Source organism: Nocardiopsis sp. LDBS1602 (assembly GCF_035818715.1).
In the GTDB taxonomy this organism is placed as follows: domain Bacteria; phylum Actinomycetota; class Actinomycetes; order Streptosporangiales; family Streptosporangiaceae; genus Nocardiopsis; species Nocardiopsis alba.
Map to the genome: position 1 here is coordinate 25,848 of NZ_JAYLVW010000008.1, position 26,863 is coordinate 52,710.

The following is a 26,863-nucleotide window of genomic DNA, read 5'->3' on the forward strand; positions in this document are numbered from 1 at the left end:
GAAAGACCTCCGTCCGGCCTTCGGGGCGGACGGGAGAGAACGGCGTCGGTGCTCTGATCCGGGGAGCACCGCCGCCGGGGCGGGGTGGACCGACGTGCGACGGTCCGCCCCGTCCGCCTTGTGTCCCGGCCCCCTCAGAGGCCGGAGGTCGCGCCCAGCTCCTTGAGCAACAGGTCGGCCGCGCCGTAGGGGTCGCGCTCTCCGGAGGCCACCTCGCGGGCCAGGGAGTCCAGACCGCCGTCGGTCTCCACCCCGCCCAGACGGGAGCGCAGCAGGTCCAGCACGATCGCCTGGACCTCGTCACGGGCTCGGGCGCTCCGGCGCGCGGCGAGCTCCCCGGAGGACTCCAGGTGGGCGAAGTGTCCGTCGATCCGCTCCCACAGCTCGTCGACGCCCTTGTCCTCGGCGGCCACCGTCATGACGATCGGCGGCTTCCACTCCTCGTCGGTACGGTCCTTCATCGCGATCATCTGGCGGAGTTCGCGCAGGGTCACCCTGGCCCCGTCCCGGTCGGCCTTGTTGATCGCGAACACGTCCGCCACCTCCAGGACACCGGCCTTGGCCGCCTGGACCGAGTCGCCCATACCCGGCGCGCACAGGACCACCGTGGTGTCCGCCTGGCCCGCGATGTCGACCTCCGCCTGGCCCACGCCCACGGTCTCCACCAGGATGACGTCGAAACCGGCCGCGTCCAGGACCCGGAGCGCGTGCGGGGTCGCCCACGACAGCCCGCCCAGGTGGCCGCGGTTGGCCATGGAACGGATGTAGACGCCCGGGTCGGTGGCGTGCTCCTGCATACGGACCCGGTCGCCCAGCAGGGCGCCTCCGGTGAAGGGCGAGGAGGGGTCCACCGCGAGCACGGCGACCGTCCTGCCCTGGGCGCGCACCGCACGCACCACGGCGTTGGTGGTGGTGGACTTGCCCACCCCCGGGGAACCGGTGAAGCCCACCACCCGGGCCCGACCGGTGTGGGGCGCCAGCCCCGCCATGATGGGGCGCAACTCCTCGGCGCCGTTCTCCACCAGGGTGATCGCGCGGGCCAGCGCCCTGCGGTCACCGCCGTGGACCCGTTCGACCAACTCGGGGGCGTTCATGTGACTCCTCGACTCGACCGCTCGGGGCGGGGGCTCATGGCCCCCGCCCCGTGGGTTCAGGTGCGTCGTGCCCCTCCGGGGGTCTCCCGGAGGCACGGTGTTCTTCTCGGTTGGTGGGTGCTGCTCGGTCCCGGCCGCCTCTGCCCGGGCGGCCGGGGTCGTACTCGGGTGTTCGGCGGCTACTCGGCGGGCACCGAGAACAGCAGGGCGTCGCCCTGGCCACCGCCGCCGCACAGGGCCGCGGCACCGAGGCCGCCGCCACGACGGCGCAGTTCGTGGATCAGGTGCAGGGCGATGCGAGCCCCCGAGGCGCCGATCGGGTGACCGATCGCGATGGCGCCGCCGTTGACGTTGACGATCTCCTCGGAGACGCCCAGGTCCTTGGTGGACTGGATGCCGACCGCGGCGAACGCCTCGTTGATCTCGATGAGGTCCAGGTCCTCCACCGAGCGGCCCGCCTTGGTCAGGGCGTGCTTGATGGCGTTGGAGGGCTGGGAGTGCAGCGAGTTGTCCGGGCCGGCGACGTTCCCGTGCGCGCCGATCTCGGCGAGGACGGGCACGCCCAGCTCCTCGGCCTTGGCCCGGCTCATCACGACCACCGCGGCGGCACCGTCGGAGATCTGCGAGGAGGAGCCCGCCGTGATGGTGCCCTCACGGTCGAAGGCGGGGCGGAGCCGGCCCAGGCTCTCCTCCGTGGTGTCCGGGCGGACACCCTCGTCGTGCGAGAACACGATCGGGTCGCCCTTGCGTTGGGGGATCTCGACGGGGACGATCTCCTCGTCGAAGAGGCCCTTCTCCGCCGCGGCGGCGGCGCGCTGGTGGGAACGGGCGGCGAAGGCGTCCTGTTCGGGACGCAGGATGCCGAGCTTCCCGTTGTGCCGCTCGGTGGAGGCGCCCATGGAGTCGCCTTCGAAGGCGTCGGTGAGGCCGTCGTGCGCGGTCGCGTCGATGACCTCGATGGAGCCGTACTTGTAGCCCTTGCGGGACTTGGGGAGCAGGTGCGGGGCGTTGGTCATGGACTCCATGCCGCCCGCGACCACGATGTCGAACTCACCGGCGGCGATGAGCTGGTCGGCCAGGGCGATGGCGTCCAGACCGGACAGGCACACCTTGTTGATGGTCACCGACGGGACGTCCATGGGGATGCCGGCCTTGACCGCGGCCTGGCGTGAGGGGATCTGGCCCGCGCCGGCCTGGAGCACCTGCCCCATGACGACGTAGCCGACCTGATCACCACTGATACCGGCGCGCTCCAGGGCGGCCTTGATCGCGAAACCGCCCAGGTCTGCGGCGGAGAACCCGGCGAGGGAGCCGAGGAGTCGGCCGGTGGGGGTCCGTGCCCCACCGACGATGACGGAACCGGGCATCTTAACTGGCCTCCAAGTGATGGGTGACGCACCTGGTCTGCAACGATACCCACACAGCCCTCATCGACGTTCGGGAGGTTCGCCCCGTGAGCAACGCACCCAGCCCCACCGGCCCGTTCTCCGGCCTGACACGACTGGACCACGTCGGCATCGCCTGCCGGGACCTCGACGCCTCGATCGAGTTCTATCGGAGCACGTACGGCTTCGAGGTGGAGCACGAAGAGGTGAACGAGGAGCAGGGCGTGCGGGAGGCGATGCTCCGGATCAACGGCACCGACGACGGCGGCGCCACGTATCTGCAACTCCTGGAACCGACCCGGGAGGACTCTCCGGTGGCGAAGTTCCTGGCCCGGAACGGCGAGGGCGTGCACCACCTGGCCTTCGGCACGGGCGACGTCGCCGCGAGCGCCGCCGGGATCGGTGAGCGCGGGGTCCGGGTACTGGACTCCGAGCCCCGTACGGGGACCGCCGGTTCCCGGATCGTCTTCCTCCACCCGAAGGACTGTGGGGGTGTCCTCACCGAATTGGTACAGAGCGCACATTGAGGACACGCTGAGCCGTCGAACGGTCTCTCCACGTCACGAGATCATTCCGGACGGATCACATCTTGCACACTATAGGCGTGGTTGACCTTCGACCCCACCGGAAGTTACCCGAAACCCCCTCCCCCAGGGGCCTGTGCTTGATAAAGTCGGCTAGCCGCCGGATGTCTTTCCTCCGGCGTCGATCCGTGTCCCGCGGTCCGGTCGTGAACCGGGTCGGTCGCGCCCACCGATGTCATCACACGGGGGCGACCCATTGGAGGCGATCAGGGTCCTACCGTCGTATCGACCGCCCGTATCCCGGCTCTCACGTCCCGGACTCACCCGCCCGTCCACCAGGGGCGTGCAGCCGCCCTCCCGCCGCCTCCGGCAGTTCGCAAGTAGCCGTCTCGCACCCGTTCAGGATTCCGCCACATGTCGTCAAACAACATTGACACCCAGCTCAACAACATCTTCGACGAAGACAACACCCCTCAAGAATTCGACGTGGTGCTGCGTGGCTATGACCGCACCCAGGTAGACGACTACGCGGCCGGCCTCCGCAACGAGGTCAAGCAGGCCAACAAGAAGGTCGAGAAGCTCAACTCCGAGCTCGCGGCCAAGGACCGTCAGCTCCAGGAGCGCGAGCGCCCCTCCTACTCCGGCCTGGGCTCGCGGATCGAGGAGCTGCTGCGTCTGGCCGAGGAGCAGGCCAACGAGCTGGTCCAGAGCGCCCAGATCGACGCCAACGACATCCGCTCGGCCGCCAAGATCGAGGCCGCCGAGATGCGCGCCGCCGCCGAGTCCGAGGCCACCGAGGTGCGCACCCTCGCCCAGCGCGAGGCCGACGAGCAGCGCCAGTCCGCCGAGTCCGAGGCGGAGGAGATCACCACCACCGCCCGCCGTGAGGCCGACGAGCTGGCCTCCACCACCGAGCGCGAGGTGCAGAAGAAGCGCTCCGCCGTCGACCACGAGATCGCCGAGAAGCGCGCGACCTTCGAGGGCGAGATCGCCAAGCTGCGCACCACCACCGAGCGCGAGTGCGCCCAGGCCCGTGCCGCCGCCAAGCGCGAGCGCGACGAGACCATCCAGGCCGCCAAGAGCCAGGCCGAGGAGCTGCGCAAGAACGCCGAGCGCGCCTACGCCGAGTCCGAGGCCCGCCGCACCGAGGCCGAGGACCAGTTCGAGCTCCAGCTGGCCGACCGCCGTGCCGAGGTCGAGCGTCAGGACGCCGAGCGTCTGGCCGCCGCCCAGGCCGCCACCCAGCAGATGGTCAACGAGGCCGAGGAGCGGGCCCGCAGCGCCGAGGACCGCGCCACCAAGGCCAGCCAGCAGGCCGAGCAGACCCGCCGCGAGGCCGAGAACCACGCCAAGCAGCTCCTGGGCAACGCCAAGAAGAACGCCGCCCAGATCGAGGCCGACGCCAAGTCCAAGGCCGAGCACCAGCTCAACGACGCCAAGTCCGAGGCCAACCGGATCATGACCGCCGCCAACAAGGAGGTCGACGAGCTCAACCGCCAGCGCGACAGCATCCAGTCGCACCTTCAGCAGCTCCGTCAGCTGCTCGGTGGCGGTGCCGCTCCGGCCGCGGCCGCCCCGGCCGCCCCCGCGGCCATCCAGCAGGAGTCCGCTCCGGCGGCCCCCGCCGCTCCGGCCCCGGCCGCCGAGGAGCCGAAGCAGCCCGCGCACTCGGGCAAGGGCTCCGACGACGAGGACTGGTGGCAGGAGTAGGCACGGCCGACCCGGCGGTGTCCCTCCGACACATCGAAGGGCCCGGCACCCCGCGTGGGGTGCCGGGCCCTTCGGCGTACCGGGCCGGGGAGACCCTCGTCGAGGGTGCCCGGGCTCCGGGAAGGGTCAGACGACGTCCTTCTCCCAAGGGCCGTCCCACTCGGTGGGCAGCGGGTAGGCCTTCGGGTTGACCCGACGGACGATCTCGTCGAGGACCCGACGCACGTACGGCTCCCCCACCCACAGGTGCTTGGCCCCGTCGACCGCGATGATCTCCGCCTGGGTGAGGGGCGCGAAACGCCGCCGGGCCTCGTCGGGCTTGAGGTAGTCGTCGTGTTCGGGCACCAGCGCCACCACCGGCTTGCCCGAGTCCGCCCAGACCTTCATGTCGGCCTCTCCGGCACGGTGCAGCGGCGGCGACAGCAGGAGGGCGCCCATCACCTGGGGGTCGCAACCCCACTTGAGCGCCAGTTCGGTTCCGAAGGACCAGCCCAGCAGCCACGGGTTCGGAAGTTCCTCGAACTCGGTGAACTCGATGGCGGCGTGGACGTCGAACCGCTCGGTCTCCCCCTCGCCGAACTCGCCCTGGCTGGTGCCGTGACGTGAGGTCGTGCCTCGGGTGTTGAAGCGCAGTACCGCGACGTTGGCCAGGGCCGGCAGGCGGAACGAGGCCTTGCGCAGGACGTGGCTGTCCATCATGCCCTCGGCCGTGGGCAGCGGGTGCAGGCACACGAGGGTGGCGTCGGGGCGCCCGCCCTCGGGCATCGCCAGCTCACCGACCAGCTCCAGCCCGTCGGCGGTGTGCAGTGTGATGGGGCGGCGCTCGGCGGGCAGCACCGTGGTGGCTCGGATCTCCATGGCTCTTCTCTTCAGTGCGGGGATCAGTGACGGGGTGCCCGGGGCGAACGTCGCGAGCGCCGTTCCCAACAGGAGGAGTGCCAGTGCCGTCGGTCCTCGCCGTCGCCGTAGGGGCGCCAGGCGACCACGTGCGCCATCCCGGTGGGGATCTCCTGGGCACAGCCCGGGCAACGATAGGTCTTGGTGGCGGCCGCGCCGGGGATGCTGCGTATGACGTACTCGCCGTCGGGCCCGGTCTCTCGACGCTGGCCCCCGGTTATGCGCAGCATGAGGGCGTCCTCGTCGGCGGGACCGGAGGCGTCTTTGCGGCCTCGGGCGGACTTACGGCGTGAACTGTTACGGCGCGGACTCACCCTTCAAGGGTAGGAGAGGAGCACCAGTGCCCACCGCCGCGCCCCGGCCGCCGGGAGCGTGACCTCGGCGGCCCCGGCCCGTGTGGTCCTCCGGACATCGATCGGGCGCCGGCGGGATCACGTCCCACCGGCGCCCGGGTCCGGTCCGAGGAGCTAGTGTCCCTGGCAGGCGCAGCCTCCGCCGCCGTGCGAGTCGGACTCGTCGACGTCGGGCAGCATGTCCATGAGCAGCGGGGCGGGCACGGCGATCGTGGTGAGGCCGTACTCCGACATGGCGACCAGTGTGGTGATCACGGATTCGGCGCCGCGCTCCTCCAGCAACTCGGAGGGGCCCTTCGGGTAGCCGCAACCGAACCGCATGGCGGTGTCGACGTCCTTGGCGGAGGCGTACCCGTCGCCGATCATGCGCAGGGCGTCGTCGATCTGCGGGGCGATGAGCATCTCGCCGAGGTCGAGGGACTCCTCCTCGCGCACCATCTCCGCGAGACGGCCGGTGGGGAGCGGCTCGGGGGCGTCGTCGGCGGAGGTGTAGAAACCGCCACCGGTCTTGCGCCCCAGGCGGCCGGCGGCGACCATCCGGCGCAGCAGCGGGGAGGCCGAGTAACGCGGGTCGTGGAACTCGTTCCAGAGCACGTCCATGACGGCCAGGCACACGTCGAGCCCGACCAGGTCGGCCAGGGTGAGCGGGCCCATCGGGAGACCGGCGGCCTTCTTGACCGCCTCGTCGATCTCCTCGCGGGTGGCGATCCGGCGCTCGTAGAGGCGGATCGCGTCGTTGATGTAGGGCACCAGGAGGGCGTTGGCCACGAACCCGCCGCGGTCGGCGATGGTGATGGGCGTCTTACCGACGCGCTTGGCCACCTCGGTGACGACATCGACGGTCTCGGCGCTGGTGGAGACGGTGGTGACGACCTCGGCCAGCTTCATGACCGGGGCCGGGTTGAAGAAGTGCAGACCGACGACCTTCTCGGGACGGTCGGTCAGCGCGGCGATCTCGGTGACCGACAGCGACGAGGTGTTGGTCGCCAGGATCGTGCCGGGAGCGCAGATCCGGTCGAGGTCGCCGAACACGTCACGCTTGATGTCCATGCGTTCGGGGACGGCCTCGACAACGAAGTCCACGTCCGAGAGGTCCTCCCGGGACGTGCTGAACGTGAGGCGGGCGTCGATAGCGGCGCGCTCGTCCTCGGTGATCTTGCCCTTGTCGACCGCCCGTGTGAGGGACTTGTCCACGTGGCCCCGGCCGCGGTCGAGGGCGGCCTGGTCGATCTCGACCCCGACGACGTTGAAGCCCGCTCGGGCGAACACCTCGGCGATGCCCGCACCCATCGTGCCCAGTCCAACGACGCCGACCTTGTCAAATTCCTGCACCATGAGCCCCACCTTAGACGCCCGGTCCCCCCACGTCGCGCACGGGGACCGGGACTCCACCGCCGTCGGATCACACGTTCCCCCTTCCGTTCCGGTGCCCGACGGGGACGACGGCGACCGCGGCGGCCGCGAACAACGCGCTCACCGCGAACACCCAGGGAAGACCGGCGAACGTGATCACCACCGCCATGAGCAGAGGGGTGAGGGTGGTACTGACCGCCTGGAGCCAGTTCTGGACCGCCAGGGCCCGCCCGGCCCAAGAGGTGCCCGCGATCTCCGCCACCGAGGTGAAGGTGAGCCCGTTGTGCCACATCGTCAGGACCAGGCAGAGCGGGAGCAGCACCAGGGCGCTCCAGGGCAACGACGCGGGCAGAAGCGTCAGCAGGAGCAGGGCGACGGTGGCGACGATCGCGAGGAGACGGACGGGACGCATCCTCTCCCCGTCGCGGTCGGAGACCGCGCCCAGGATCAGACGGCCCACCGCACCGGGCACCTGTGCGACCGCGACCATCACACCGGCGGCGGGAGGACTCCAGCCCTGTTCCTGCACCAGGTAGAGCGCGGCGTAGGTCATGAGGGTGATCTGAGGAACGCCCAGGAGCATGCTCACGCCGTGCACACGCCAGATCGGCCACCGACGGTAGGGAGAACCGGTCTCCGTCTCCGAAGACGCCTCGGGCCCCTCTCGCGTCGGTCCTCGGTCCGTCATGATCGCGGGCGGTCGCGGCGGTGACGCGGGCACCGCGGCCACGAGCGGGACGGCGAGGAGCGCGAGGATCCCGGGAAGCGACATCGCCCCCACGAACCCCCACGCCTCGGCCGCCCGGGGCAGGACCAGCGCCGCCAGCCCCACCCCCAGGGGAAGCCCCGACTGGCGGATCCCCATCGCCAGCCCGCGTTCCTCCACCGAGAACCAGGTGAGGACCAGACGACCGCTGGCCGCGTTGACCGGGCCGCCGACCGCGCCCAGGAGCGTCAGAATCGCCGCCACCCCCCACAGGCCGGGCGCGACCCACAACAGTGCGAGCGTGACCGTCGTCGACACCAGGCTGATCACCATGGTGGTGCGTTCGCCCACCCGATCGATCACCACGCCCCAGAGGAGGAGGGTGAGCAGCAGCCCGAACGACGGGAGTCCGGCGAGGATCCCCGCCTGGGCCGTGCTCACCCCGAAGTCCTCGCGCAGGCTCGGCAGGACGACCGGGATCCCGAAGATCGCCGAGACCCCGGCCACCTGCGCGACCATGCCGATGGACAGGACCACCCAACGATTCCGCACGAGCATCCGGTCAGCCTAGATCGTCTCTGTCCGGGGAACCGTCGCCGGGATCCCACCGGAGGAGGTAACGTGACCTCCCGTGCGTCTCGTCATCGCGCGGTGCAGCGTCGACTATGCCGGCCGGCTCACCGCCCACCTGCCCATGGCCCCCCGTCTGATCCTCATCAAGGCCGACGGAAGCGTGTCCATCCACGCCGACGACCGGGCCTTCAAACCCCTGAACTGGATGAACCCCCCGTGCAAGCTGCGCGAGGAGATCGTCCAGGACGGACCCGACGTCTGGACGGTCACCCACAGCAAGTCCGGTGAGAAGCTCGTGCTGACGATGGAGGAGATCATGCACGACTCCTCGCACGAGCTCGGCAAGGACCCCGGCCTCCAGAAGGACGGGGTCGAGGCCCACCTCCAGGAGCTGTTGGCCGAGCACATCACCACGCTCGGCGAGGGCTACACGCTCATTCGGCGCGAATACCCCACGGCGATCGGCCCGGTCGACATCCTGTGCCGTGACGGCGAGAACAGGACCGTCGCCGTCGAGCTCAAGCGTCGCGGTGAGATCGACGGGGTCGAACAGCTCACCCGTTACCTCGAACTCCTCAACCGGGACCCCTCCCTGGCCCCCGTGACGGGCGTGTTCGCCGCCCAGGAGATCAAGCCGCAGGCCCGGGTCCTGGCCGAGGACCGCGGTATCGCGTGCGTCGTCCTGGACTACGACGAACTGCGCGGTATCGAACCCGACACGCTCCGGCTGTTCTGACCCCGACCCCTTCGGCGGGGGTGTGCGACCCCGACGTGTCCGCACGCCCCCGGGCGTCCTCCGATCGGAGGACAACGGTCGGTCTCCCCGACGGATACCCCCCGTGCCCCGGGCCCGGAATCCTGGGGGCATGAGCGGAACAGTCATCGAGGTCGAAGGCCTCACCAAACGCTACGGCGACAACGACGCGGTCGCCGGCATCGATCTGAGCGTCCCCCGAGGAGAGGTCTTCTCCTTCCTCGGTCCCAACGGAGCGGGCAAGACCACCACGGTCGAGATCCTGGAGGGCTTCCGTACCCGGACCGGGGGCTCCGCCCGGGTCCTGGGCCGGGACCCCGGCACGGCCGGTGCGGACTGGCGCGCCCGGATCGGGATCGTGTGGCAGAAGGAGACCATGGTCCCCAAGCTGCCGGTGCGCGACGTGGTGCGACACTTCGCGGGCTACTACCCGCTCGCCCACGACCCGGACGAGGTCGTGGAGATGGTCGGACTGGCCGAGAAGGCCAAGGCCATGCCGGACTCCCTCTCCGGAGGTCAGCGCCGCCGCCTGGACGTGGCCCTCGGCATCATCGGCCGTCCCGAACTGCTCTTCCTCGACGAGCCCACCACCGGTTTCGACCCCCGGGCCCGACGCGAGTTCTGGGAGCTGATCCAGGGGCTGGCCCGAGAGGGCACCACCATCGTCCTCACCACCCATTATCTGGAGGAGGCCGAGTTCCTCGCCGACCGGGTGTGCGTGATCGCCGCCGGCCGGATCAGGGCCCTGGACACCCCCGCCTCCCTGGGCGGGCGCGCCTCCGCGCAGGCCACGGTGGCCTGGTCGGAGGAGGGTGCGCGTCGGGAGGTCCGGACCGAGGAGCCCACCCGGACCGTCGCCGAGCTGAGCGCGCGCTTCCCCGGGGAGATCCCGGAGCTGAGCGTGCACCGCCCCACCCTCGAGGAGATCTACCTCGGGATGATCGAGGACGCCCACGTGCCCGAGGAGACCGCGGTATGAGCACCCCCACGACCGAGACCACCGCCGTCCCCTGCACCGAGGGGACGGTGGCCGACATTCCGCGAGGCCGTCCCGTGGGAGCGCTTCGCATCGGCCTGTCCCGGGGATGGATGGAGATCCGATCCTTCGGCCGTGAGTGGGAGAGCGTGGTCTTCACCTTCTCCCTGCCGACACTCATCCTGATCATGTTCGCGGCGATCTTCGACGGCATGTTCGACATGGGGATGCCCGCCGTCGACTACTACCTGCCCGGGATCATCGCCATGGGGCTGATGTCGGTGAGCTTCCAGACGCTGGGCACCGCGATCGCCGCCGAACGCGACCACGGGGCGCTGCGTCGTGTGCGCGGCACCCCGATGCCGCCGAGCTCCTACTTCATCGGCAAGACCGTCCTCATCATGTTCCTCGCGTCGGGGCAGCTGATCCTGCTGTTGGGCGTCGCGGCGCTGTTCTTCGACGCCTCCCTGCCCACCGACGCCTCCTCGTGGGCGACCATCGTCTGGGTGTTCGCTCTCGGCACCGTCGGCTGCGCCCTTCTGGGGATCGCCGTCAGCTCGCTGGCCCGCTCGGCCCAGGCCGCCTCCGCCGTGGTCGTCGTGCCCTTCCTCGTCCTTCAGTTCACCTCGGGCATCTTCGTCCCGGTCATGGCCCTGCCGGACTGGGTGCTGACCGGCGCCTCCCTCTTCCCGCTGCTGTGGATGGCCCAGGGCATGCGCGCCGGTTTCTTCCCCGACGCCATGGCCGAGATGGAACGCAACGGGGCCTGGGACCTCCACATGGTCGCCATCGCGCTGGGCGCCTGGTGTGTGGTGGGCTTGGTCGTGACCCTGGCGACGTTCCGTTGGAAGACCCGGAAGGACGGCTGACCACCATGACCGCACAGGCCCCGGAACACGGCACCGTGCCGGACCGGGAGGGGGAACACGACCCGCTCTCGGCCCCTCCGGAACGGCACGCCTGGGACGTGGGCCTCTGGTGGGACCTGTACTTCACCGGGACGATGCTCGCCATGACGGTGCTGGCTCTGCTGACCGGTCCGGAACGGTGGCGGTGGGCGACCGCGGGACTCATGCTCGCCGTCATCGCCCTCCACTACGCCCTGGTCCGGCGGTACTTCCAGACCGGCGGGGCCGAGCCCTCCTGGGTCGGTCCCTTTCCTGTGGCGCTCCTGCTGCTCCTGCCGACCCTGCCGGCGGTGATCCTGAACCCGGCCCTGACCTTCCTCCTCATCGCGCTCTCCCCGTTGGCCTTCATGACCCTGGGGAGCATGCTCGCCGTGCCGACCGTGGGGATGATCCTGATCGTCCCGACCCTGTGGTCCGGTCTGCTCGGCCGACAGGAATGGGGGGACGTCGGGATCTCCCTCCTGATCAACGGCACGTTGCTGGCCTTCGCGTTCTGGTTCGGGAGCTGGTTCGAGCGGATCGTGGAGCAGAGCTATGAGCGCTACTCCCTCATCGAACAGCTCCAGCACAGCCGGGAGGAGGCCACCCGCCTCTCAGAACAGGCGGGGGCGATGGCCGAACGGGAACGTCTGGCCCGGGAGATGCACGACACCCTCGCCCAAGGGTTCACCAGCATCATCACCCTGGCCCAGGCGGTCGAGTCGGAGATGGACACCGACCCCGACACCGCCCGCCGTCACCTGGTGCTCATGCGCGAGACCGCGGCGGAGAACCTGGCGGAGGCGCGGGCGATGGTGGCCGCCCGTCAGGCGGTCGGGGTGGAGGGCGGCGACCTGGGCTCGGCCCTGACCCGGATCTGCGGGCGGCTGGGCAGGGAGCTGGGCATCGAGGTGACCCCCACCGTGACGGGGACCCCCGAGGAGCTCCCCAACGACCTCCAGGTGTGTCTGCTGCGCACGGCGCAGGAGGCCCTGGCCAACGTCCGCAAGCACGCGGACGCGGACCGGACCGGGGTCTGTCTGGCCTACACCGACGTCGGTGTCTCCCTGAGCGTCTCCGACAACGGACGCGGCTTCGACACCGCCCTCCCCGGTCACGGCAACGGGCTCGCGAACATGCGGCACCGGGCCGAGTCGGTCGGTGGGACGCTCGACCTCGAAAGCGTTCCCGGGCAGGGCACCACCGTCCGTCTGACCATTCCGAGCGAGGAGACCTCGACATCATGATCAGAGTCCTGTTGGTGGACGACCACCCCGTGGTCCGCGAGGGCATCCGAGGCATGCTCAGCACCGAGCCGGACCTGGACATCGTCGGAGACGCCGGTTCCGGACCCGAGGCCGTGGTCCGCGCCGCCGAGCTGGCCCCGGACGTGATCCTGATGGACCTGAGGATGCCCGGCGGCGACGGCGTCGAGGCCACCGAACGGATCCGCGCCGCGCACCCCGGTGTCCATGTGCTCGTCCTCACCACCTACGACACCGACACCGACATCCTGCGCGCGGTCGAGGCCGGCGCCACGGGCTACCTGCTCAAGGACACCCCTCGGGGGGAGTTGGCGGAGGCGGTCCGGTCGGCGGCGCGCGGCGAGACCGTGCTCAGCGGACACCTGGCGGGGAAGCTGCTGACCGGGGTGCGTCGACGTTCCGAACCGGAGGGCCCCTCGCTCTCCCCTCGGGAGGTGGAGGTGCTGCGCCTGGCCGCCGACGGGCACACCAACGCGGTGATCGGGCGCACCCTGCACATCAGCGCCACCACGGTGAAGACGCATCTGATGCGCATCTACGAGAAACTGGGTGTGGGAGACCGCACCTCGGCCGTGACCCGGGCTCTCCGACGCGGACTGCTTCCGGAGCGTTAGGAAACCCCGAAATCAGGGCACTCTCAGGGATTTCCCGGGGTTCTCCAGGCCGTTTTCCACGGAAGAATCGTCATATGATGAAGCCGATGAGCGAGATCACCCCCAGCGATGACCCGAACCACCTGATCCGGGCCTCCGACGCCGACCGCGACGCCGTCGCGCACCGTCTGCGCGAGGGACTGGCCGAAGGCCGCCTGGACCCCGACGAGCACGGAGAGCGCCTCGACGCGGTCTACCGGGCCAAGACCCTCGGTGAGCTGGTGCCGCTCACCAAGGATCTACCGGACACCACCTCCGCCTCCGGTTCCGCCCCCGTCCCCGCCGACTTCCGTTCGCCGCGCCCCGTGTACGGGGCGGGACGGGTCGTGAACGGCTCCTCCACCAGTTCGTTGGCCGTGGCCTTCGTGGGCGGCGCCGACCGTTCCGGGGACTGGGTCCTTCCGAAGAACTTCTACACCTCCGCGGTGATGGGCGGCGTCGACATCGATCTGCGCGAGGCCCGGTTCACCCATCGTGAGACCACCATCTGGATCTGCGCGACCATGGGCGGGGTCGGGATCATCGTGCCCGACGACATCCAGATCCGCGTGCACGGGCTGCCGATCATGGGCGGCTTCGGGATCGAGGAGGGAGCTCCGCCCAGCGTCGTGGATCCGGAGGCTCCGATCGTGCACATCCGCGGTCTCGCGTTGATGGGCGGGGTGGGGATCAAGTATCGGCCTCGCCGCTACCAGGGTGAGAAGTAGTCCTCACGACCGGCACTCGGAATCGGACTCGAAGATCAAGACGATCCGTCCATTCCGGACCTAATATCCAATCACAGTGTGCATCACCACGTAAGACCTGTGGCTGATTGTGGCAATGTCCCTCGGACTCCCTTGCCGCCCTCCGCGGTGAATGCGAGGCTTCTCCGGTACCTCGTCCACCCCTGCGTCCATTCCCCCGCCATGGCGAGATGGACCCTTCTCAGCGGAGGAAGCATCGTGCGTCCGAGCCACCCCGGACCTTCCCTCACCGGCTCGTCCCCCAGACGTCGACGTACCACCACGGCGGGACTCACCGCCCTGGTACTGGCCGCCGGCACCCTCGCCGGCGGCCCGGCCCACGCCGACGAGATCCCGCTCTCCGAGCGGGTGACGGCCGAGGCGATCGAGGCCCATCTGCTGAACCTCGACACCATCGCCTCCTACAACGGGGGCAACCGGGCCAGCGGCACCCCCGGCTACGACGTCGCCGCCCAGTACGTCGAGAACCGTCTGGAGCGGGCCGGCTACGAGCCCTACCGTCACGAGTACGAGTACGAGGCCTGGCGGGCCGAGAGCCCCACCGTCCTGTCCCGTGTGGCCCCCGACGAGAACCCGTACCGGGAGGGGGAGCACTTCGAGACCATGTCCTACTCCGCCTCCGGCTCCGTCCGCGACGGCGAGATCGTCCTCGTCTCCACCGACACCGACGACAGCGGTTGCGCCCCCGAGCAGTTCGCCGACTTCCCCGAAGGCCGGATCGCGCTGATGAAGCGCGGAAGCTGCGCCTTCGGTGAGAAGGTGCAGAACGCCGCAGACGCCGGAGCCTCAGCCGCCCTCATCTACAACAACGAGGACGAGCTGCTCATGGGCACCGTCGAGCCCGGCTCCGAGATCCCCGCCCTCGGGCTCACCCCCGCCCTCGGTGAGGAACTGGCCGGCCAGGCCGACGAGCTGCGTCTGGACATCGAGGTGGACACCAGCCTGACCACCGAGCGTTCCTACAGCATCCTCGCCGACACCCCCGGTGGCAGCGACGACAACGTGGTGGTCGTGGGCGCCCACCTCGACAGTGTCGAAGAGGGCCCCGGGATCAACGACAACGGCAGCGGCTCGGCCTTCGTCCTGGAGAGCGCCGTCCAGCTGGCCCAGCAGGAGGACCCGAACAACAAGGTCCGCTTCGCCTTCTGGGGCACCGAGGAGTCCGGCCTGGTCGGCTCCAACGAGTACGTCGCGAGCCTCGACGAGGATCGACTCGACGACATCGCGCTCTACCTGAACTTCGACATGATCGGCTCGCACAACTACGGCCGTTTCGTCCTCGACGGCAGGATGGAACTGCCCGGTTCCGGCGGAGCGCCCTCCGGCTCCGGCGCCATCGCCAAGATCTTCGAGGACTACTTCGCCTCCCAGGGCCAGGTCAGCGAGCCGGGCGTACTGAGCGGACGCAGTGACTACCTGGCCTTCATGCAGGCCGGTATCCCCTCCGGCGGTCTGTTCAGCGGGGCCGACGGCACCAAGACCGCCGAGCAGGTCGAATGGTACGGCGGTACCGAGGGCGAGCTGTTCGACCCGTACTACCACACGGCCGAGGACACCCTGGAGAACATCAACATGGACTCCGTCGCCGAGCTGTCCGCGGCGGGCGCCCACGGCATCGAGTTCCTCGCCGAGAACACCCTGCCGGTCAACGGCGTCACCCCGCTCTCGCAGCCCGTCGTGGATCTGCCCCGTCTGGGCGATGCCTGGGTGAGGTAGGAGGAGCGGCGTCCGGCACGTCCTCTCGTTCGAGACGGACGACCGGCCCACCGGCACACTGAGGGGCGGGTGGCGTGAACCCCCCGGTTCCACGCCACCCGCCCTGTACGGTGTCTCCCCCCGCGCCCGTCCACCCGGGCGGCCCCCCTCTGTTCCGCCCGGGGGTGTCGCGGCGCGAACACCATGGAGAACTACTGTCCGTAGCTCCCTTGTCTCTCACTGTATCAGTGATACACATCACCAACACCATCCGATATCGAACGGTGATCCTCCGTGACGGAACGCACCACTCCGAGAACGGACGGCCCCCGGGGCATAGGCTGATCCCCATGACCAAACGGGACACGGACAAGCCGGTCGTGCTGTCGAAGATCTACACCCGCACCGGTGACGCCGGCACGACGGCGCTCGGCGACATGAGCAGGACCTCCAAGAACGACACCAGACTCATCGGCTACGCCGACGCGGAGGAGGCCAACGCGGCCATCGGCGTCGCCCTGGCCATGGGAGAACTCCCCGAGGACGTCCGCGCCCTCCTGGGCCGCGTGCAGAACGAACTCTTCGACCTGGGGGCGGACCTGTCCACCCCCATCGTCGCGGACCCCGAGTTCCCGCCCCTGCGCGTGCTTCCGGAGTACGTCACCCGGTTGGAGGAGGCCTGCGACACCTACAACGCGGACCTGCCGACGCTGCGCAGCTTCATCCTGCCCGGCGGCTCCCCCACCGTGGCGTTGATGCACACGGCCCGTATCGTGGTCCGTCGGGCCGAACGCTCCGTCTGGGCGGCCATCGAGGAACACGGTGACAGCGTCAACCCGCTCACCGCGCAATACCTCAATCGGCTCTCCGACCTGCTGTTCATCCTCGGCCGGTACATCGCGCGCGAGGGCGACGAGGTGCTCTGGAGGCCCGGCGGCGAACGCTAGGACGTCGGCCGCCGGGAGCGGATCAGGCCTGGTCTCCGAGTTCGCGTTCGACCGCCTCGACCTTGCCGCGCAGGCCGTCGGTGACGCCCTCACGGATGTCGGCCTTGAGGGTCAGACTCACACGCCCGGCCCCCTCACCGGCGGCCTCCACGGCGCGCTTGACCACGTCCATGACCTCGTCCCACTCCCCCTCGACCGAGGTGAACATGGAAGTGGTCTCGTTGGGCAGCCCGCTGTCCCTCACGACCTTGACCGCGCGCGCGACCGCGGGGGCCACGGACTCACCGGTACCGAGTGGGGACACTGAGAAAGCGACGATGGTACTCATGGGGCCATCGAAACACATGAGTCCACGACTGTGAACCTTCTCAGGCCTCCCACTGAGTGCCCGGAGGCATGGACTCGGTCCAGGACAGGAAGCCGGTGAGCTGGCGTTCGCCCATGGCGACCTCGTAGACCGGCTCCTCTGGGTCGCTTCCGTCCTCGGCGTACCAGCCGATCTCCAGGATGGTCAGATCGGGGGTGAGGGGCGCGTCGCCGGGGCCGGGCTCACGACGTCCGACAACGACGAGACCGCGGCGCGACAGTCGTACTGTCGGCCGCGGTCTGAGCGAGAGGACGGGGAACCAGCCGAGGTCGTCCGTGCCGTATCGGCCGAAGCCGACACGCCAGGCCCCTCGGCGGCCTTTGGCCCCGCGAGTCCGCAGGTAACACTCGATGGCGCCGCCGCTGCGCACCAGGACCAGACGTCGCAGCACACCGACGACGAGCGCCAGTGAGAGGGCGGCGACGAGCGCGAGGATCACCCACCACAGGGATCCCGACCACGGTGCTCCCGGCAGGAGTTCCACCACTCGTTCCGCCTTCCCGTTCGTTAGGCGACTTCCTCGCCTGCGGCGCGCAGACGGCTGCGGGCGCGCCCGATGGCGGCGCTGTCGCCCGCCTCGGTCGCGCTCGTCAGAGCCTGACGCGCACGGTTCACATCGATGTCCTCGGCGAGCTCGGCGGTCTCGGCGAGGATGGAGATCCGACCCTCACCCGAAACCGAGACGAACCCGCCGTGGGCGGCGGCCCTGACCTCTCCGGTCTCACGGGCCCCCAGCACGCGGACGACCGCGTCCTCGGCGAGCAGCGACAGCACCGGGACGTGCCCGGGCATGACACCGATCTCACCCTCGACGGTCTTCGCGATGACCATGTCGCCCTCGCCCGCCCAAATCTCACGTTCGGGAGAGACGATCTCGACGAAAAGCTTCTTCGACACTGCCACAAACTCCTCGGCTAGCGGGTGGGTTCGACGGGGCCGAGTACGAACCGATACCCGGCCCCGTCTGGGAACTAGCCCCGCCCGTCGCCCTCCACCTCACGATGGGGGGACACTGACGCGCAGTCCTAGCCTTCCTGCAGCTTCTTGGCCTTCTCGACGGCCATATCGATGTTGCCGACGTCGAGGAAGGCCTGCTCGGGCAGGTGGTCGTACTCACCCTCGCAGAGCGCCTTGAAGGACGCGATGGTCTCCTCCAGCGGCACGAACACGCCCGGGTTGCCGGTGAACTTCTCGGCGACGAACATGTTCTGCGAGAGGAAACGCTCGATCCGGCGGGCCCGGTTGACGATGATCTTGTCCTCTTCGGACAGCTCGTCCATACCGAGGATCGCGATCTGGTCCTGCAGGTCGTTGTTGCGCTGCAGGATCTCCTTGACGCGCTGGGCCACCTGGTAGTGCTCCTCGCCCACGTACTGCGGGTCGAGGATCCGGGAGGTGGAGGCCAGCGGGTCGACCGCCGGGTAGATGCCCTTCTGCGAGATCGGGCGGGAGAGCTCGGTCGTCGCGTCCAGGTGGGCGAAGGTGGTCGCCGGAGCCGGGTCGGTGTAGTCGTCCGCGGGGACGTAGATCGCCTGCATCGAGGTGATCGAGTGACCACGCGTCGAGGTGATCCGCTCCTGGAGGAGACCCATCTCGTCGGCCAGGTTGGGCTGGTAACCCACGGCGGAGGGCATACGGCCCAGCAGCGTGGAGACCTCGGAACCCGCCTGGGTGAAACGGAAGATGTTGTCGATGAACAGGAGCACGTCCTGGTTCTGAACGTCGCGGAAGTACTCCGCCATCGTCAGAGCGGACAGCGCCACGCGCAGACGGGTGCCCGGGGGCTCGTCCATCTGGCCGAAGACGAGAGCGGTGTCCTGGAGGACCTCCATCTCGTCCATCTCCAGGAAGAGGTCCGTACCCTCACGGGTGCGCTCACCGACACCGGCGAACACGGACACACCACCGAAGTTACGGGCGATACGGGTGATCATCTCCTGGATGAGCACCGTCTTGCCCACACCCGCGCCACCGAACAGGCCGATCTTGCCACCACGCACGTACGGCGTGAGCAGGTCGATGACCTTGATGCCCGTGACCATCATCTCGGTCTTGGACTCGAGCTGGTCGAAGGACGGGGCCTTGCGGTGGATCGGCCAGTACTCGGTCGCGCCGAGCTCGGCCGCGTCCACGTCCAGGGGCTGGCCCAGGGTGTTGAACACGTGGCCCTTGACGACGTCGCCGACGGGGACGCTGATCGGGGAGCCGGTGTCGCGCACCTCGGCGCCACGGACCAGGCCGTCCTGCGGGGCGAGGGAGATGGCGCGCACCAGGTTGTCACCCAGGTGCTGGGCGACCTCCAGGGTGATGACCTTCTCCTTGCCGCCGACCTTCACGTCGGTGTGCAGGGCGTTGTAGATGGCAGGCATGGAGCCGACGGGGAACTCCACGTCGACGACCGGCCCGGTGACCCGGGCGATCCGACCGGTGGCGGTGCCGGCGCCGGTCGTCCCTTCAACTGTCGCAGTCACTTCTGTTACTCACTTCCCGCGCTGGAAGCAGCGAGCGCGTCGGCACCGCCGACAATCTCACTGATCTCGTTGGTGATCTCGGCCTGACGTGCCTGGTTGGCCAGACGCGTCAGCTTCTTGGCGAGTTCCTCGGCGTTGTCGGTCGCGGCCTTCATCGCCGCGCGACGGGACGCCTGCTGGGAGGCGGCGGACTCGAGGAGGGCGAAGTAGATCCTGTTGGTGACGTACTGCGGGAGCAGCCGGTCCAGGACGTCCTCCGCGGAGGGCTCGAACTCGTACAACGGCAGAGCCTGGCCGCCGTGAGCCTCTTCCAGCTCCGCGGCGTCCACCTCTTCCACCTCCAGCGGCAGGGCACGAACGGCCGAGGCGCGCTGGGTCAGCATCGAGACGAACTCGGTGGAGATCACGTGGATCTCGTCGACACCGCCCTCGGCGGTGTCCTTGGAGAACCGCTCCATCAGCGCGGAACCGATCTCCTGAGCGTGCGCGTAGGTCGGACGCTCGGTGATGTTCTCCCACGTGGCCTCGACCTCACGGTCGCGGAACCTGTAGAAGTTCACCCCCTTACGACCCACCATGTAGGTGACGACCTCCTTGCCCTGCTCCTTGAGGAGCCGGGTGAGGGACTCGGCCTCCTTCAGGACGTTGGTCGAGAAGGCGCCCGCCAGGCCCTTGTCACTGGTGATGACCAGGACGGCCGCGCGGGTGGGGTTCTCGGCCTCGGTCAGCAGAGGGTGATCGCTCACCCGGCTGGCCAGGGCCGAGACGGCCCGCGTGATCTCCCGCGCGTAGGGTCCGGCAGCCTCGGCCGCACGCTGCGCCTTGGTGATACGCGTGGCGGCGATGAGCTCCATCGCGCGGGTGATCTTCGCTGTCGACTTCGTCGAGCGGATCCTCCGGCGATAGACGCGAAGCTGTGCACCCATGGGTTACTTCCCGCCCTTGGCGACCTTGATGGTCTCCTGGCCGACCTTCTCCTCGGAGAGTGCCTCGGCCTCGGCCTCGGTGCCCAGGAGGGTACCGGCGGAGGTCTGGAAGCTCTGCTTGAACTTCTCGATGGCGGTCTCGAGGGTCTGCTGGGTCTCGCTCTCGAACTTGCCGGTCTCACGGATGGTGTCGAGAACACCCTTGTGCTCGCGCTCGAGGTAGGCCAGGAAGTCCTCCTCGAAGCGACGCACGTCCTCGACCGGGACCTCGTCGACCTTGCCGGTGGTACCGGCCCAGATCGAGACGACGGTCTTCTCCATGGCGAACGGCGAGTACTGCCCCTGCTTGAGCAGCTCCATCATCCGGGCACCGCGCTCCAGCTGCTGCTTGGAGACGGCGTCCAGGTCCGAACCGAAGGCGGAGAAGGCCTCCAGCTCGCGGTACTGGGCCAGGCCCAGACGCAGGGTTCCGGACACCTTCTTGGTGGCCTTGGTCTGCGCCGCGCCACCCACACGGGAGACGGAGACACCGACGTCGATCGCCGGACGCTGGCCCTGGTTGAACAGGTCCGAGTTCAGGAAGACCTGACCGTCGGTGATGGAGATGACGTTGGTGGGGATGTACGCCGAGACGTCGCCCGCCTTGGTCTCGATGATCGGCAGAGCGGTCATCGAGCCCTTGCCCAGCTCGTCGGAGAGCTTCGCGCAGCGCTCCAGGAGCCGGGAGTGGAGGTAGAAGACGTCACCCGGGTAGGCCTCACGGCCCGGCGGGCGGCGCAGAAGGAGGGAGACCGCGCGGTAGGCCTCGGCCTGCTTGGTCAGGTCGTCGAAGACGATGAGGACGTGCTTGCCCTCGTACATCCAGTGCTGGCCCAGGGCCGAACCGGTGTAGGGGGCCAGGTACTTGAAGCCCGCCGGGTCGGACGCCGGGGCGGCCACGATGGTGGTGTACTCCATCGCGCCGGCCTCTTCGAGGGCGCCACGCACACCGGCGATGGTCGAGCCCTTCTGGCCGATCGCGACGTAGATGCAGCGCACCTGCTTGTCGGGGTCGCCGCTCTCCCAGTTGGCCTTCTGGTTGATGATCGAGTCGATACCGAGCGCGGTCTTACCGGTCTGCCGGTCACCGATGATCAGCTGTCGCTGACCGCGGCCGATCGGCGTCATGGTGTCGATCGCCTTGATACCGGTCTGAAGGGGCTCGTGGACCGGCTGGCGCTCCATCACGGTCGCCGCCTGGAGCTCCAGCTCGCGGCGGCCGGTCGAGGCGATCTCGCCCTTGCCGTCGATGGGGGCACCCAGGGGGTCCACCACACGGCCGAGGAAGTCGTCACCCACCGGCACGGAGAGGAGCTGGCCGGTGCGACGCACCTTCTGCCCCTCCTCGATGCCGTCGAAGTCGCCCAGCACCACGGCACCGATCTCGCCGACCTCAAGGTTCTGGGCCAGTCCCAGGGTGCCGTCCTCGAACTTCAGCAGCTCGTTCGCCATCGCCGAGGGAAGGCCACCGACGCGGGCGATGCCGTCACCGGAGTAGGTGACGGTTCCGACCTCTTCCGCGCGGGTGGCATCAGGCTCGTACGACTGGACGAAGCGCTGTAGCGCGTCCCGGATCTCGTCCGGCCGGATCGTCAGCTCCGCCATCTCTACGTTGTCCTTGCTCTCAAATGGCGCCGGGCCGGCGCCGTGCGTGCTTGCCTTGCGTTTATTCGCGTGTTCAACCGGCCAGACGACGCTGGACCTCGGCGATGCGCCCGGCGATGGTGCCGTCGATGACCTCGTCGCCCACCTGGATGGAGAGTCCACCCAGGATTTCCGGGGCGACCTCGATGTTCAGGTGGATGTCACGGCCGTACTTTCGGCTCAACAGGGCGCGCAGGCGCTCCTGCCGGTCCTCGCTCAGAGCGTGTGCGGTGCGTACCACGGCGATGTAGCGCTGCGCGCGCTCGGCCACCAACTGGCCGAAGTTGTCGAGCGCCTGCTCCAGGGTACGTCCCCGCGGGTTGGTGACAGCCTGGGCGACCAGGGCCGACGTCGCGGCGTTCACCTTGCCCGAGAGCAGGTTCTCGACCAGCGAGCGCCGGTGCGAGTGGTCGACACCGTCACGGGTCAGAGCCGCGCGCAGGTCCGGCTCGGCGACGACGATCCGCTGGAAGCGGAACAGTTCGTCCTCGAGCTCGTCCAGCCGGCCGCCCTCGACGGAGGCGACGGTCGCGTAGACCGCCATCCGCTCCAGGGCGTCCTGCATGTCACGCGCGGTGGACCACGGCTGGGCCACGACGTCGCTGACCACGATGACCGTGGACGGCGACACCTTGCCCTCGAGGATGCGACCGATCAGGGCGGTCTTGTCCTCGGAGGAGTTGGCCTGGTCCGCGAGCCAGCGGCGGAGCGTGTGCTCGCCGCCGAGCAGGGTGACGACCTCGAAGAGTTCGCCACCGAGCGAGAGCGCGTGCTGCGCGGCGTCGGCCGACGCCAGGACGTTCGTGTCCAGGCGCCGGGTCACCTCGGCCAGGGAGCTGCGGCTGATACCACGCATCAGCGCACCTCGGCTTGCTTCGCGCTCTCGTCCTGCTCCAGCTCCTCGAGGAACCGGTCCACCACCCGGGTCTGGGCGGCGCCGTCACTGAGCGTCTCACCGACGATGCGGCTCGCGAGCTCGGTGGACAGGGTGCCGATCTCGGCGCGGAGCTGGGCCACCGCCTGCTGGCGGTCGGCCTCGATCTGGGCCTTGGCGGCGTCGATGATCCGCTTGGCCTCGACCTGGGCCTCGTCGCGAGCCTCGGCGATGATCGCCGCGCGCTGCTCCTTGGCCTTCTCGATCTCCTGCGCGTACTCGCGGTGGGCCTCTTCGAGCTTCTCGCGGTACTGCTGGCGGATCTCCTCGGCCTCGGACTCGGCGTTCTTCGCCCGCTCGATGCCGCCCTCGATGGCGTCATGACGCTCGTCGAGGACCTTCATCACCTTGGGGACCGCCTTGCGGGCCACAAAGAAGTAGACCACGGCGAGCGCGATCACACCGAAGGTGAACTTCACCCAGTCGATCCGCAGAATGTTTGGTTCGGCTGCCAACTCGTGCAACATGGTCAGCCCTCCTTCACGTCGTCAGTAGCCATCGGAAAACGGTTGGCGATGGCTGTTTAGTTGACGGCGAAGGCGAGGACGAAGCCCAGGATGGCGAGGGCCTCGACCAGGGCCATACCCAGGTAGATGTTGGTCTGGAGCGGGCCGCGGGCCTCGGGCTGACGGGCGATGGCCTGCATGCCGAGACCGAAGATGATACCGACACCGATACCGGCGCCGATGACGCTGATGCCGTAGCCGACGGTGTTGATGCTGCCGGAGATAGCGGCGATGTCCATGGTGTTTCCCTTTACTCGACGTCCGGCGTTGCGGTTCGCAATTGGTCAGTGCGCCGGTGTGGACGGGTTTGAAGCACTCCTCGAGCCCGGTCCGATCACGGGATCGGGGGGACGGGGAGGGGGTCTAGTGGGCCGCCTCGAGCGACTGGCTGATGTAGAGGCTCGCGAGCAGTGTGAACACGAAGGCCTGGATCAGCATGATCAGGATCTCGAAGAGGAAGAAGAGGACGTAACCGATCAGCGCGGCGCCGGAGAAGAGGACCGAGACCGCGGCGAGCATCGGCTCCGCCGTCAGGTTCAGCATGTACCAGCCGCCGTAGGCGAACACGGCCAGCAGCAGGCTGCCCGCGAACATGGTCGCGAACAGACGCAGAGCGTGCGTCGCCGGGCGGATGAGGAAGACCGAGAGAAGCTCGATCGGGGTGACGATGATGTAGAAGATCTTCGGCATCCCCGGCGGGAAGAGCTGGTTGCTGAAGTAGCCCCAGCCGCCCTGGTTGCGGACACCGATGACGATCGTCATCACGTAGATCGTGAGAGCGAACATCGCCGTGAAGGCGAGGTTGCTGTTGACCGGGATCATGCCGGGGATGAGCCCGGTGAAGTTCATGGCCAGGATGAGCGTGAATACGGCCGTGAGGAACGGGATGAAGCTGTCGCCCTTGGCGCCCATGGTCGGGCGGGTGATGTTGTCCCGGATGAACAGGATCAGCATCTCGCCGACACTCTGCCTGCGGCCGGGGACGAGGCTCAGCTTCTTGCTGAACCACGACCACAGAAGCAGGACGGCACCGACCGCGACGAGCAACAGAACCAGGTACAGGTCGATGCCCGCACTACCAGGGATCCCATCGAACCAAGGTTCGGGGAAGAACATCTTGATGGTGGGTGCCTGGAACCCGCAACCGTTGTCGCCGAAGAGATGGCAACCCGGTTCGGCCGCGAGAATGCGCACGTCAGCACTCACGGCGAATCCTTTCGTCGTGACGCAAGAAAGCCTCGTTGATGGTTGTTACTGCTAGCGTCGTCGCGAGATGGGCGACGCGGGACTGCGGGGGGCTCAGAGGTGGCGTGTCCTGGTGACGATCAGATAGATCGCGCCGGCCATGCCGAGAACCGCCCCGATGGGCAGGAAGAGTGCCTGGAAACCCAGGAGCCTGTCCGCGCCCCAGCCGATCGCGCTCCACACGAGCACACCCGAGAGCAGAGTCGAGAAGAGTGCCCAGCCATCGGACTCTCGCGGCATGGGAGGCGCGCTGGAGCCCTTCTTCTCGGCTGGTTCGCTGCTCATCTCGCTCCGGAATATAGCATGTGGGGCTTGGCTGGAAGGTGGCCGTTCGCCTGCCGTGGAACAGGTTATTACGCCCATTTCGACGGGTCGCGGCGGGGCACCCCATCACGTGCTCTCCGAGCTCTCACTCGGGTCCACGTGGAGGATCTTCGCCCGGGAGGTGGCCCAGGTCTGCCCACCCAGCCAGACCAGCACCACCGCCAACGCGCTGTAGACGAAGGAGTTGCTGCTGAGATCGGCGATGAGGGGGCTACGGCCCAGTGTCACCAGCAGAATGCCCAGCAGCGCCATCTTCACGACGAAACCGAGCATGTTCGCGGCGAGGAACAGGTCCTTGTTCCGCCGGGTGACCATCATGACCGCCCACTGCCCCAGACCGAAACAGGCGAGGATGATGACCACCGCCAGGGCCGACCCGAGAGCTCCGGCCATACCCGCGAAAAGGGCCGAGACCGCGATGGCCAGGACCCCGCACGCGGCGCTCGGAAGCGCGGCGCCGCGGAGGATCCGGGCGTCGTGTTCCTGCATGACGAAGCTCCGTGGGGTTCAGTGGGTACCTGCTCGTGAAAGCTATCACAAGGTTTTCGGTACCAAATCCAGGGTCTCCTTAACGCGGCCTTAACGCCCTGCGAAAGCCCCGCCCTCGTACGGCTTCGGGCCTTGTGTCACTTTGCACACACTCTTTCCGGCCTTCACACCTGCGCACATACGGACCCCCTCTCGGGACCTCCGTCGTCAACGTGATCGGGCATTTATCCATCGGTTGACGGATGGTGATCTTTCGAGCGTTCCGTCCCCTTCTCCCGGTCCCAGGGGAGCAGCCCGCGACGGCGCAGTCGGGGCAGCGCGATGAGACCGACCGCACACGTGGCGACCAGGACCGTCACCGTCAGGACGATGAACGCCGAATCGAAGATCGACAGCGCCACCGCGGCGAAGGCGACGATGCCCGCCCACAGGTACATCAACAGCACCGCGCGAGCATGGGTGTGTCCCATGTCCAACAGACGGTGGTGCAGGTGACCGCGGTCCGGGGCGAACGGGGACTTGCCCGCCAGGGTCCGGCGCAGGACCGCCAGGACCAGGTCGGCCAGCGGCAGCGCGATCACCAGAAGGGGCAGCGCGATGGGCAGGAAGACGACCAGACCGGAGGAGTTGAACTCCTCGCGGGCCGTGTTCGCGTCGAACTGGCCGGTCACCGTGATCGTGATGGAGGTCAGCAACAGTCCCAACAGCATCGACCCGGTGTCGCCCATGAACACACGGGCCGGGTGGAAGTTGTGGAAGAGGAAACCGACACAGGTCCCGGCCAGGATGATCGCGATCATCGCCGGATAGGACTGACGCACGAACCCCTGCTCGACCGCGACCACGTAGTAGTACGCGAAGAAGGCCAGGGAGGAGATGCCGACGATCCCCGCGGCCAACCCGTCCAGCCCGTCGGCGAAGTTGACGGCGTTGATCGTCACCACGATGAGCAGGATCGAGACCATCGCGCCGAGCCAGGGGCCCAACGACAACTGGGTGCCCGGCAGTGGCAGCCACAGGAGCTGCACGCCCTGCCAGACGAGGATGCCGGCGGCCGCGACCTGACCGGCCAGCTTGCTCAGCGGGTCCATCCCCCACCGGTCGTCGACGACCCCGATGACGGTGATGAGCCCGCCGGCCAACAACAGACCGATCCAGGTCTTGGCGACGAACACGTTCTGTAGGTGCGGAAGCTGCGCGGAGATCAACAGCGCGGCCGCGAAGCCTCCATAGATGGCCAGACCGCCCAACCTGGGGATGGGCTCGGTGTGCACATCACGTTCACGTACCGGGGGTGCCGCGCCGAAGGCGATCGCCAACCGGCGGACCAACGGCACGAGCAGGTAGGTCACCGCGGCGGCGATGACGAAGGTGAGCGCGTACTCCCGCACGGGCCGGCC

At 68.7% G+C, this 26,863-nt stretch carries 29 protein-coding genes; 10 read left to right on the plus strand and 19 right to left on the minus strand.

Annotated elements, in window-relative coordinates; all coding sequences use genetic code 11:
- Positions 1-134: 134 nt before the first annotated feature.
- Positions 135-1,094 (minus strand): methylmalonyl Co-A mutase-associated GTPase MeaB, encoded by a 960-nt coding sequence (gene meaB / locus U9J66_RS20645; RefSeq protein ID WP_014909551.1) that lies wholly within the window; start codon positions 1,092-1,094, stop codon positions 135-137.
- Between the two features lie 179 nt (positions 1,095-1,273).
- The gene (locus U9J66_RS20650) at positions 1,274-2,461 is read right to left on the minus strand and encodes an acetyl-CoA C-acetyltransferase (RefSeq protein ID WP_014910138.1); all 1,188 of its coding nucleotides are present in this window, start codon (positions 2,459-2,461) and stop codon (positions 1,274-1,276) included.
- Between the two features lie 86 nt (positions 2,462-2,547).
- Between U9J66_RS20650 and mce the strand changes: the two genes are divergently transcribed.
- Together mce and U9J66_RS20660 are read left to right on the plus strand one after the other, a co-directional pair.
- Entirely contained in the window at positions 2,548-3,006 is a 459-nt protein-coding gene (mce, locus tag U9J66_RS20655) for a methylmalonyl-CoA epimerase (protein ID WP_014911239.1), read from the plus strand.
- Positions 3,007-3,417: 411 nt separating this feature from the next.
- Complete coding sequence (locus U9J66_RS20660; RefSeq protein WP_014910537.1) at positions 3,418-4,713, plus strand: DivIVA domain-containing protein; 1,296 nt, start codon at positions 3,418-3,420, stop codon at positions 4,711-4,713.
- A gap of 126 nt (positions 4,714-4,839) precedes the next feature.
- On the opposite strand, the gene U9J66_RS20665 is transcribed toward U9J66_RS20660, so the two are convergent.
- From U9J66_RS20665 to U9J66_RS20680, 4 genes are all read right to left on the minus strand, one after another.
- Positions 4,840-5,571, minus strand: a complete 732-nt coding sequence (locus tag U9J66_RS20665) for an alpha/beta hydrolase (protein WP_014908444.1) — start codon at positions 5,569-5,571, stop codon at positions 4,840-4,842.
- Between the two features lie 23 nt (positions 5,572-5,594).
- The gene (locus U9J66_RS20670; RefSeq protein WP_193789633.1) at positions 5,595-5,924 is read right to left on the minus strand and encodes an ATP/GTP-binding protein; all 330 of its coding nucleotides are present in this window, start codon (positions 5,922-5,924) and stop codon (positions 5,595-5,597) included.
- Positions 5,925-6,077: 153 nt separating this feature from the next.
- Entirely contained in the window at positions 6,078-7,298 is a 1,221-nt protein-coding gene (locus U9J66_RS20675) for a 3-hydroxyacyl-CoA dehydrogenase (RefSeq protein WP_017536375.1), read from the minus strand.
- A gap of 67 nt (positions 7,299-7,365) precedes the next feature.
- Complete coding sequence (locus U9J66_RS20680) at positions 7,366-8,580, minus strand: MFS transporter (RefSeq protein WP_161111362.1); 1,215 nt, start codon at positions 8,578-8,580, stop codon at positions 7,366-7,368.
- Between the two features lie 73 nt (positions 8,581-8,653).
- Here U9J66_RS20680 and nucS point away from each other — a divergent pair, with 73 nt between their 5' ends.
- From nucS to U9J66_RS20720, 8 genes are all read left to right on the plus strand, one after another.
- Positions 8,654-9,331, plus strand: a complete 678-nt coding sequence (nucS, locus tag U9J66_RS20685; RefSeq protein WP_017536376.1) for an endonuclease NucS — start codon at positions 8,654-8,656, stop codon at positions 9,329-9,331.
- A 130-nt stretch (positions 9,332-9,461) separates the two neighbouring features.
- Positions 9,462-10,328 (plus strand): ABC transporter ATP-binding protein, encoded by an 867-nt coding sequence (locus U9J66_RS20690; protein WP_017536377.1) that lies wholly within the window; start codon positions 9,462-9,464, stop codon positions 10,326-10,328.
- Positions 10,325-11,194, plus strand: coding sequence for an ABC transporter permease (locus U9J66_RS20695; RefSeq protein WP_326338440.1), 870 nt, complete (start codon positions 10,325-10,327; stop codon positions 11,192-11,194). The genes U9J66_RS20690 and U9J66_RS20695 overlap by 4 nt, the downstream gene beginning before the upstream one ends.
- A complete protein-coding gene (locus U9J66_RS20700) occupies positions 11,170-12,459 on the plus strand; it encodes a sensor histidine kinase (protein WP_017536379.1) in 1,290 nt (429 codons plus the stop codon). Before U9J66_RS20695 ends, U9J66_RS20700 begins: the two co-directional genes overlap by 25 nt.
- Positions 12,456-13,091: a response regulator gene (locus tag U9J66_RS20705; protein ID WP_014908502.1), complete on the plus strand. Its 636-nt coding sequence runs from the start codon at positions 12,456-12,458 to the stop codon at positions 13,089-13,091. The genes U9J66_RS20700 and U9J66_RS20705 overlap by 4 nt, the downstream gene beginning before the upstream one ends.
- Before the next feature lie 74 nt (positions 13,092-13,165).
- Positions 13,166-13,837 carry a DUF1707 SHOCT-like domain-containing protein gene (locus tag U9J66_RS20710; RefSeq protein ID WP_014908248.1) on the plus strand — a complete coding sequence of 224 codons (672 nt, stop codon included), beginning with the start codon at positions 13,166-13,168 and terminating at the stop codon, positions 13,835-13,837.
- 237 nt (positions 13,838-14,074) lie between these two features.
- Positions 14,075-15,592 (plus strand): M28 family peptidase, encoded by a 1,518-nt coding sequence (locus U9J66_RS20715; protein WP_326338441.1) that lies wholly within the window; start codon positions 14,075-14,077, stop codon positions 15,590-15,592.
- A 329-nt stretch (positions 15,593-15,921) separates the two neighbouring features.
- Positions 15,922-16,518 (plus strand): cob(I)yrinic acid a,c-diamide adenosyltransferase, encoded by a 597-nt coding sequence (locus tag U9J66_RS20720; RefSeq protein ID WP_017536381.1) that lies wholly within the window; start codon positions 15,922-15,924, stop codon positions 16,516-16,518.
- 22 nt (positions 16,519-16,540) lie between these two features.
- On the opposite strand, the gene U9J66_RS20725 is transcribed toward U9J66_RS20720, so the two are convergent.
- The 13 genes from U9J66_RS20725 to U9J66_RS20785 all read right to left on the minus strand — a co-directional run bounded on the left by U9J66_RS20725 (position 16,541) and on the right by U9J66_RS20785 (position 26,854).
- Complete coding sequence (locus tag U9J66_RS20725) at positions 16,541-16,846, minus strand: MTH1187 family thiamine-binding protein (protein WP_020379975.1); 306 nt, start codon at positions 16,844-16,846, stop codon at positions 16,541-16,543.
- Between the two features lie 40 nt (positions 16,847-16,886).
- Positions 16,887-17,372 carry a DUF2550 domain-containing protein gene (locus tag U9J66_RS20730; RefSeq protein WP_017536382.1) on the minus strand — a complete coding sequence of 162 codons (486 nt, stop codon included), beginning with the start codon at positions 17,370-17,372 and terminating at the stop codon, positions 16,887-16,889.
- Positions 17,373-17,392: 20 nt separating this feature from the next.
- Complete coding sequence (locus tag U9J66_RS20735; protein WP_014912009.1) at positions 17,393-17,782, minus strand: F0F1 ATP synthase subunit epsilon; 390 nt, start codon at positions 17,780-17,782, stop codon at positions 17,393-17,395.
- A 128-nt stretch (positions 17,783-17,910) separates the two neighbouring features.
- Positions 17,911-19,356, minus strand: coding sequence for a F0F1 ATP synthase subunit beta (atpD, locus tag U9J66_RS20740; protein WP_014911428.1), 1,446 nt, complete (start codon positions 19,354-19,356; stop codon positions 17,911-17,913).
- Between the two features lie 5 nt (positions 19,357-19,361).
- A complete protein-coding gene (locus U9J66_RS20745; protein WP_026125344.1) occupies positions 19,362-20,282 on the minus strand; it encodes a F0F1 ATP synthase subunit gamma in 921 nt (306 codons plus the stop codon).
- A 3-nt stretch (positions 20,283-20,285) separates the two neighbouring features.
- Complete coding sequence (gene atpA / locus U9J66_RS20750; RefSeq protein WP_014910078.1) at positions 20,286-21,926, minus strand: F0F1 ATP synthase subunit alpha; 1,641 nt, start codon at positions 21,924-21,926, stop codon at positions 20,286-20,288.
- A 73-nt stretch (positions 21,927-21,999) separates the two neighbouring features.
- Positions 22,000-22,821, minus strand: coding sequence for a F0F1 ATP synthase subunit delta (locus tag U9J66_RS20755; protein WP_014908194.1), 822 nt, complete (start codon positions 22,819-22,821; stop codon positions 22,000-22,002).
- Positions 22,821-23,366: a F0F1 ATP synthase subunit B gene (locus tag U9J66_RS20760; RefSeq protein WP_017536383.1), complete on the minus strand. Its 546-nt coding sequence runs from the start codon at positions 23,364-23,366 to the stop codon at positions 22,821-22,823. Before U9J66_RS20760 ends, U9J66_RS20755 begins: the two co-directional genes overlap by 1 nt.
- 56 nt (positions 23,367-23,422) lie before the next feature.
- Complete coding sequence (atpE, locus tag U9J66_RS20765; protein ID WP_014911606.1) at positions 23,423-23,644, minus strand: ATP synthase F0 subunit C; 222 nt, start codon at positions 23,642-23,644, stop codon at positions 23,423-23,425.
- Positions 23,645-23,768: 124 nt separating this feature from the next.
- Entirely contained in the window at positions 23,769-24,599 is an 831-nt protein-coding gene (gene atpB / locus U9J66_RS20770; RefSeq protein ID WP_014908986.1) for a F0F1 ATP synthase subunit A, read from the minus strand.
- A gap of 105 nt (positions 24,600-24,704) precedes the next feature.
- The gene (locus U9J66_RS20775) at positions 24,705-24,935 is read right to left on the minus strand and encodes an AtpZ/AtpI family protein (RefSeq protein WP_026125345.1); all 231 of its coding nucleotides are present in this window, start codon (positions 24,933-24,935) and stop codon (positions 24,705-24,707) included.
- A gap of 105 nt (positions 24,936-25,040) precedes the next feature.
- Positions 25,041-25,463, minus strand: coding sequence for a hypothetical protein (locus tag U9J66_RS20780; protein WP_014911135.1), 423 nt, complete (start codon positions 25,461-25,463; stop codon positions 25,041-25,043).
- Between the two features lie 224 nt (positions 25,464-25,687).
- Positions 25,688-26,854, minus strand: coding sequence for an MraY family glycosyltransferase (locus tag U9J66_RS20785; protein ID WP_017536385.1), 1,167 nt, complete (start codon positions 26,852-26,854; stop codon positions 25,688-25,690).
- Positions 26,855-26,863 lie beyond the last annotated feature (9 nt).

Bases quoted from the DNA above. Each gene is read 5' to 3' on its own strand.
- meaB (WP_014909551.1), bottom strand. From the start codon at position 1,094: ATGAACGCCCCCGAGTTGGTCGAACGGGTCCACGGCGGTGACCGCAGG.
- U9J66_RS20695 (WP_326338440.1), top strand. From the start codon at position 10,325: ATGAGCACCCCCACGACCGAGACCACCGCCGTCCCCTGCACCGAGGGG.
- U9J66_RS20690 (WP_017536377.1), top strand. From the start codon at position 9,462: ATGAGCGGAACAGTCATCGAGGTCGAAGGCCTCACCAAACGCTACGGC.
- U9J66_RS20755 (WP_014908194.1), bottom strand. From the start codon at position 22,821: ATGCGTGGTATCAGCCGCAGCTCCCTGGCCGAGGTGACCCGGCGCCTG.
- U9J66_RS20660 (WP_014910537.1), top strand. From the start codon at position 3,418: ATGTCGTCAAACAACATTGACACCCAGCTCAACAACATCTTCGACGAA.
- U9J66_RS20720 (WP_017536381.1), top strand. From the start codon at position 15,922: ATGACCAAACGGGACACGGACAAGCCGGTCGTGCTGTCGAAGATCTAC.
- U9J66_RS20705 (WP_014908502.1), top strand. From the start codon at position 12,456: ATGATCAGAGTCCTGTTGGTGGACGACCACCCCGTGGTCCGCGAGGGC.
- atpE (WP_014911606.1), bottom strand. From the start codon at position 23,644: ATGGACATCGCCGCTATCTCCGGCAGCATCAACACCGTCGGCTACGGC.
- U9J66_RS20665 (WP_014908444.1), bottom strand. From the start codon at position 5,571: ATGGAGATCCGAGCCACCACGGTGCTGCCCGCCGAGCGCCGCCCCATC.
- U9J66_RS20675 (WP_017536375.1), bottom strand. From the start codon at position 7,298: ATGGTGCAGGAATTTGACAAGGTCGGCGTCGTTGGACTGGGCACGATG.
- U9J66_RS20775 (WP_026125345.1), bottom strand. From the start codon at position 24,935: ATGAGCAGCGAACCAGCCGAGAAGAAGGGCTCCAGCGCGCCTCCCATG.
- U9J66_RS20725 (WP_020379975.1), bottom strand. From the start codon at position 16,846: ATGAGTACCATCGTCGCTTTCTCAGTGTCCCCACTCGGTACCGGTGAG.
- U9J66_RS20680 (WP_161111362.1), bottom strand. From the start codon at position 8,580: ATGCTCGTGCGGAATCGTTGGGTGGTCCTGTCCATCGGCATGGTCGCG.
- atpA (WP_014910078.1), bottom strand. From the start codon at position 21,926: ATGGCGGAGCTGACGATCCGGCCGGACGAGATCCGGGACGCGCTACAG.
- U9J66_RS20780 (WP_014911135.1), bottom strand. From the start codon at position 25,463: ATGCAGGAACACGACGCCCGGATCCTCCGCGGCGCCGCGCTTCCGAGC.
- U9J66_RS20745 (WP_026125344.1), bottom strand. From the start codon at position 20,282: ATGGGTGCACAGCTTCGCGTCTATCGCCGGAGGATCCGCTCGACGAAG.
- U9J66_RS20760 (WP_017536383.1), bottom strand. From the start codon at position 23,366: ATGTTGCACGAGTTGGCAGCCGAACCAAACATTCTGCGGATCGACTGG.
- U9J66_RS20650 (WP_014910138.1), bottom strand. From the start codon at position 2,461: ATGCCCGGTTCCGTCATCGTCGGTGGGGCACGGACCCCCACCGGCCGA.
- U9J66_RS20710 (WP_014908248.1), top strand. From the start codon at position 13,166: ATGATGAAGCCGATGAGCGAGATCACCCCCAGCGATGACCCGAACCAC.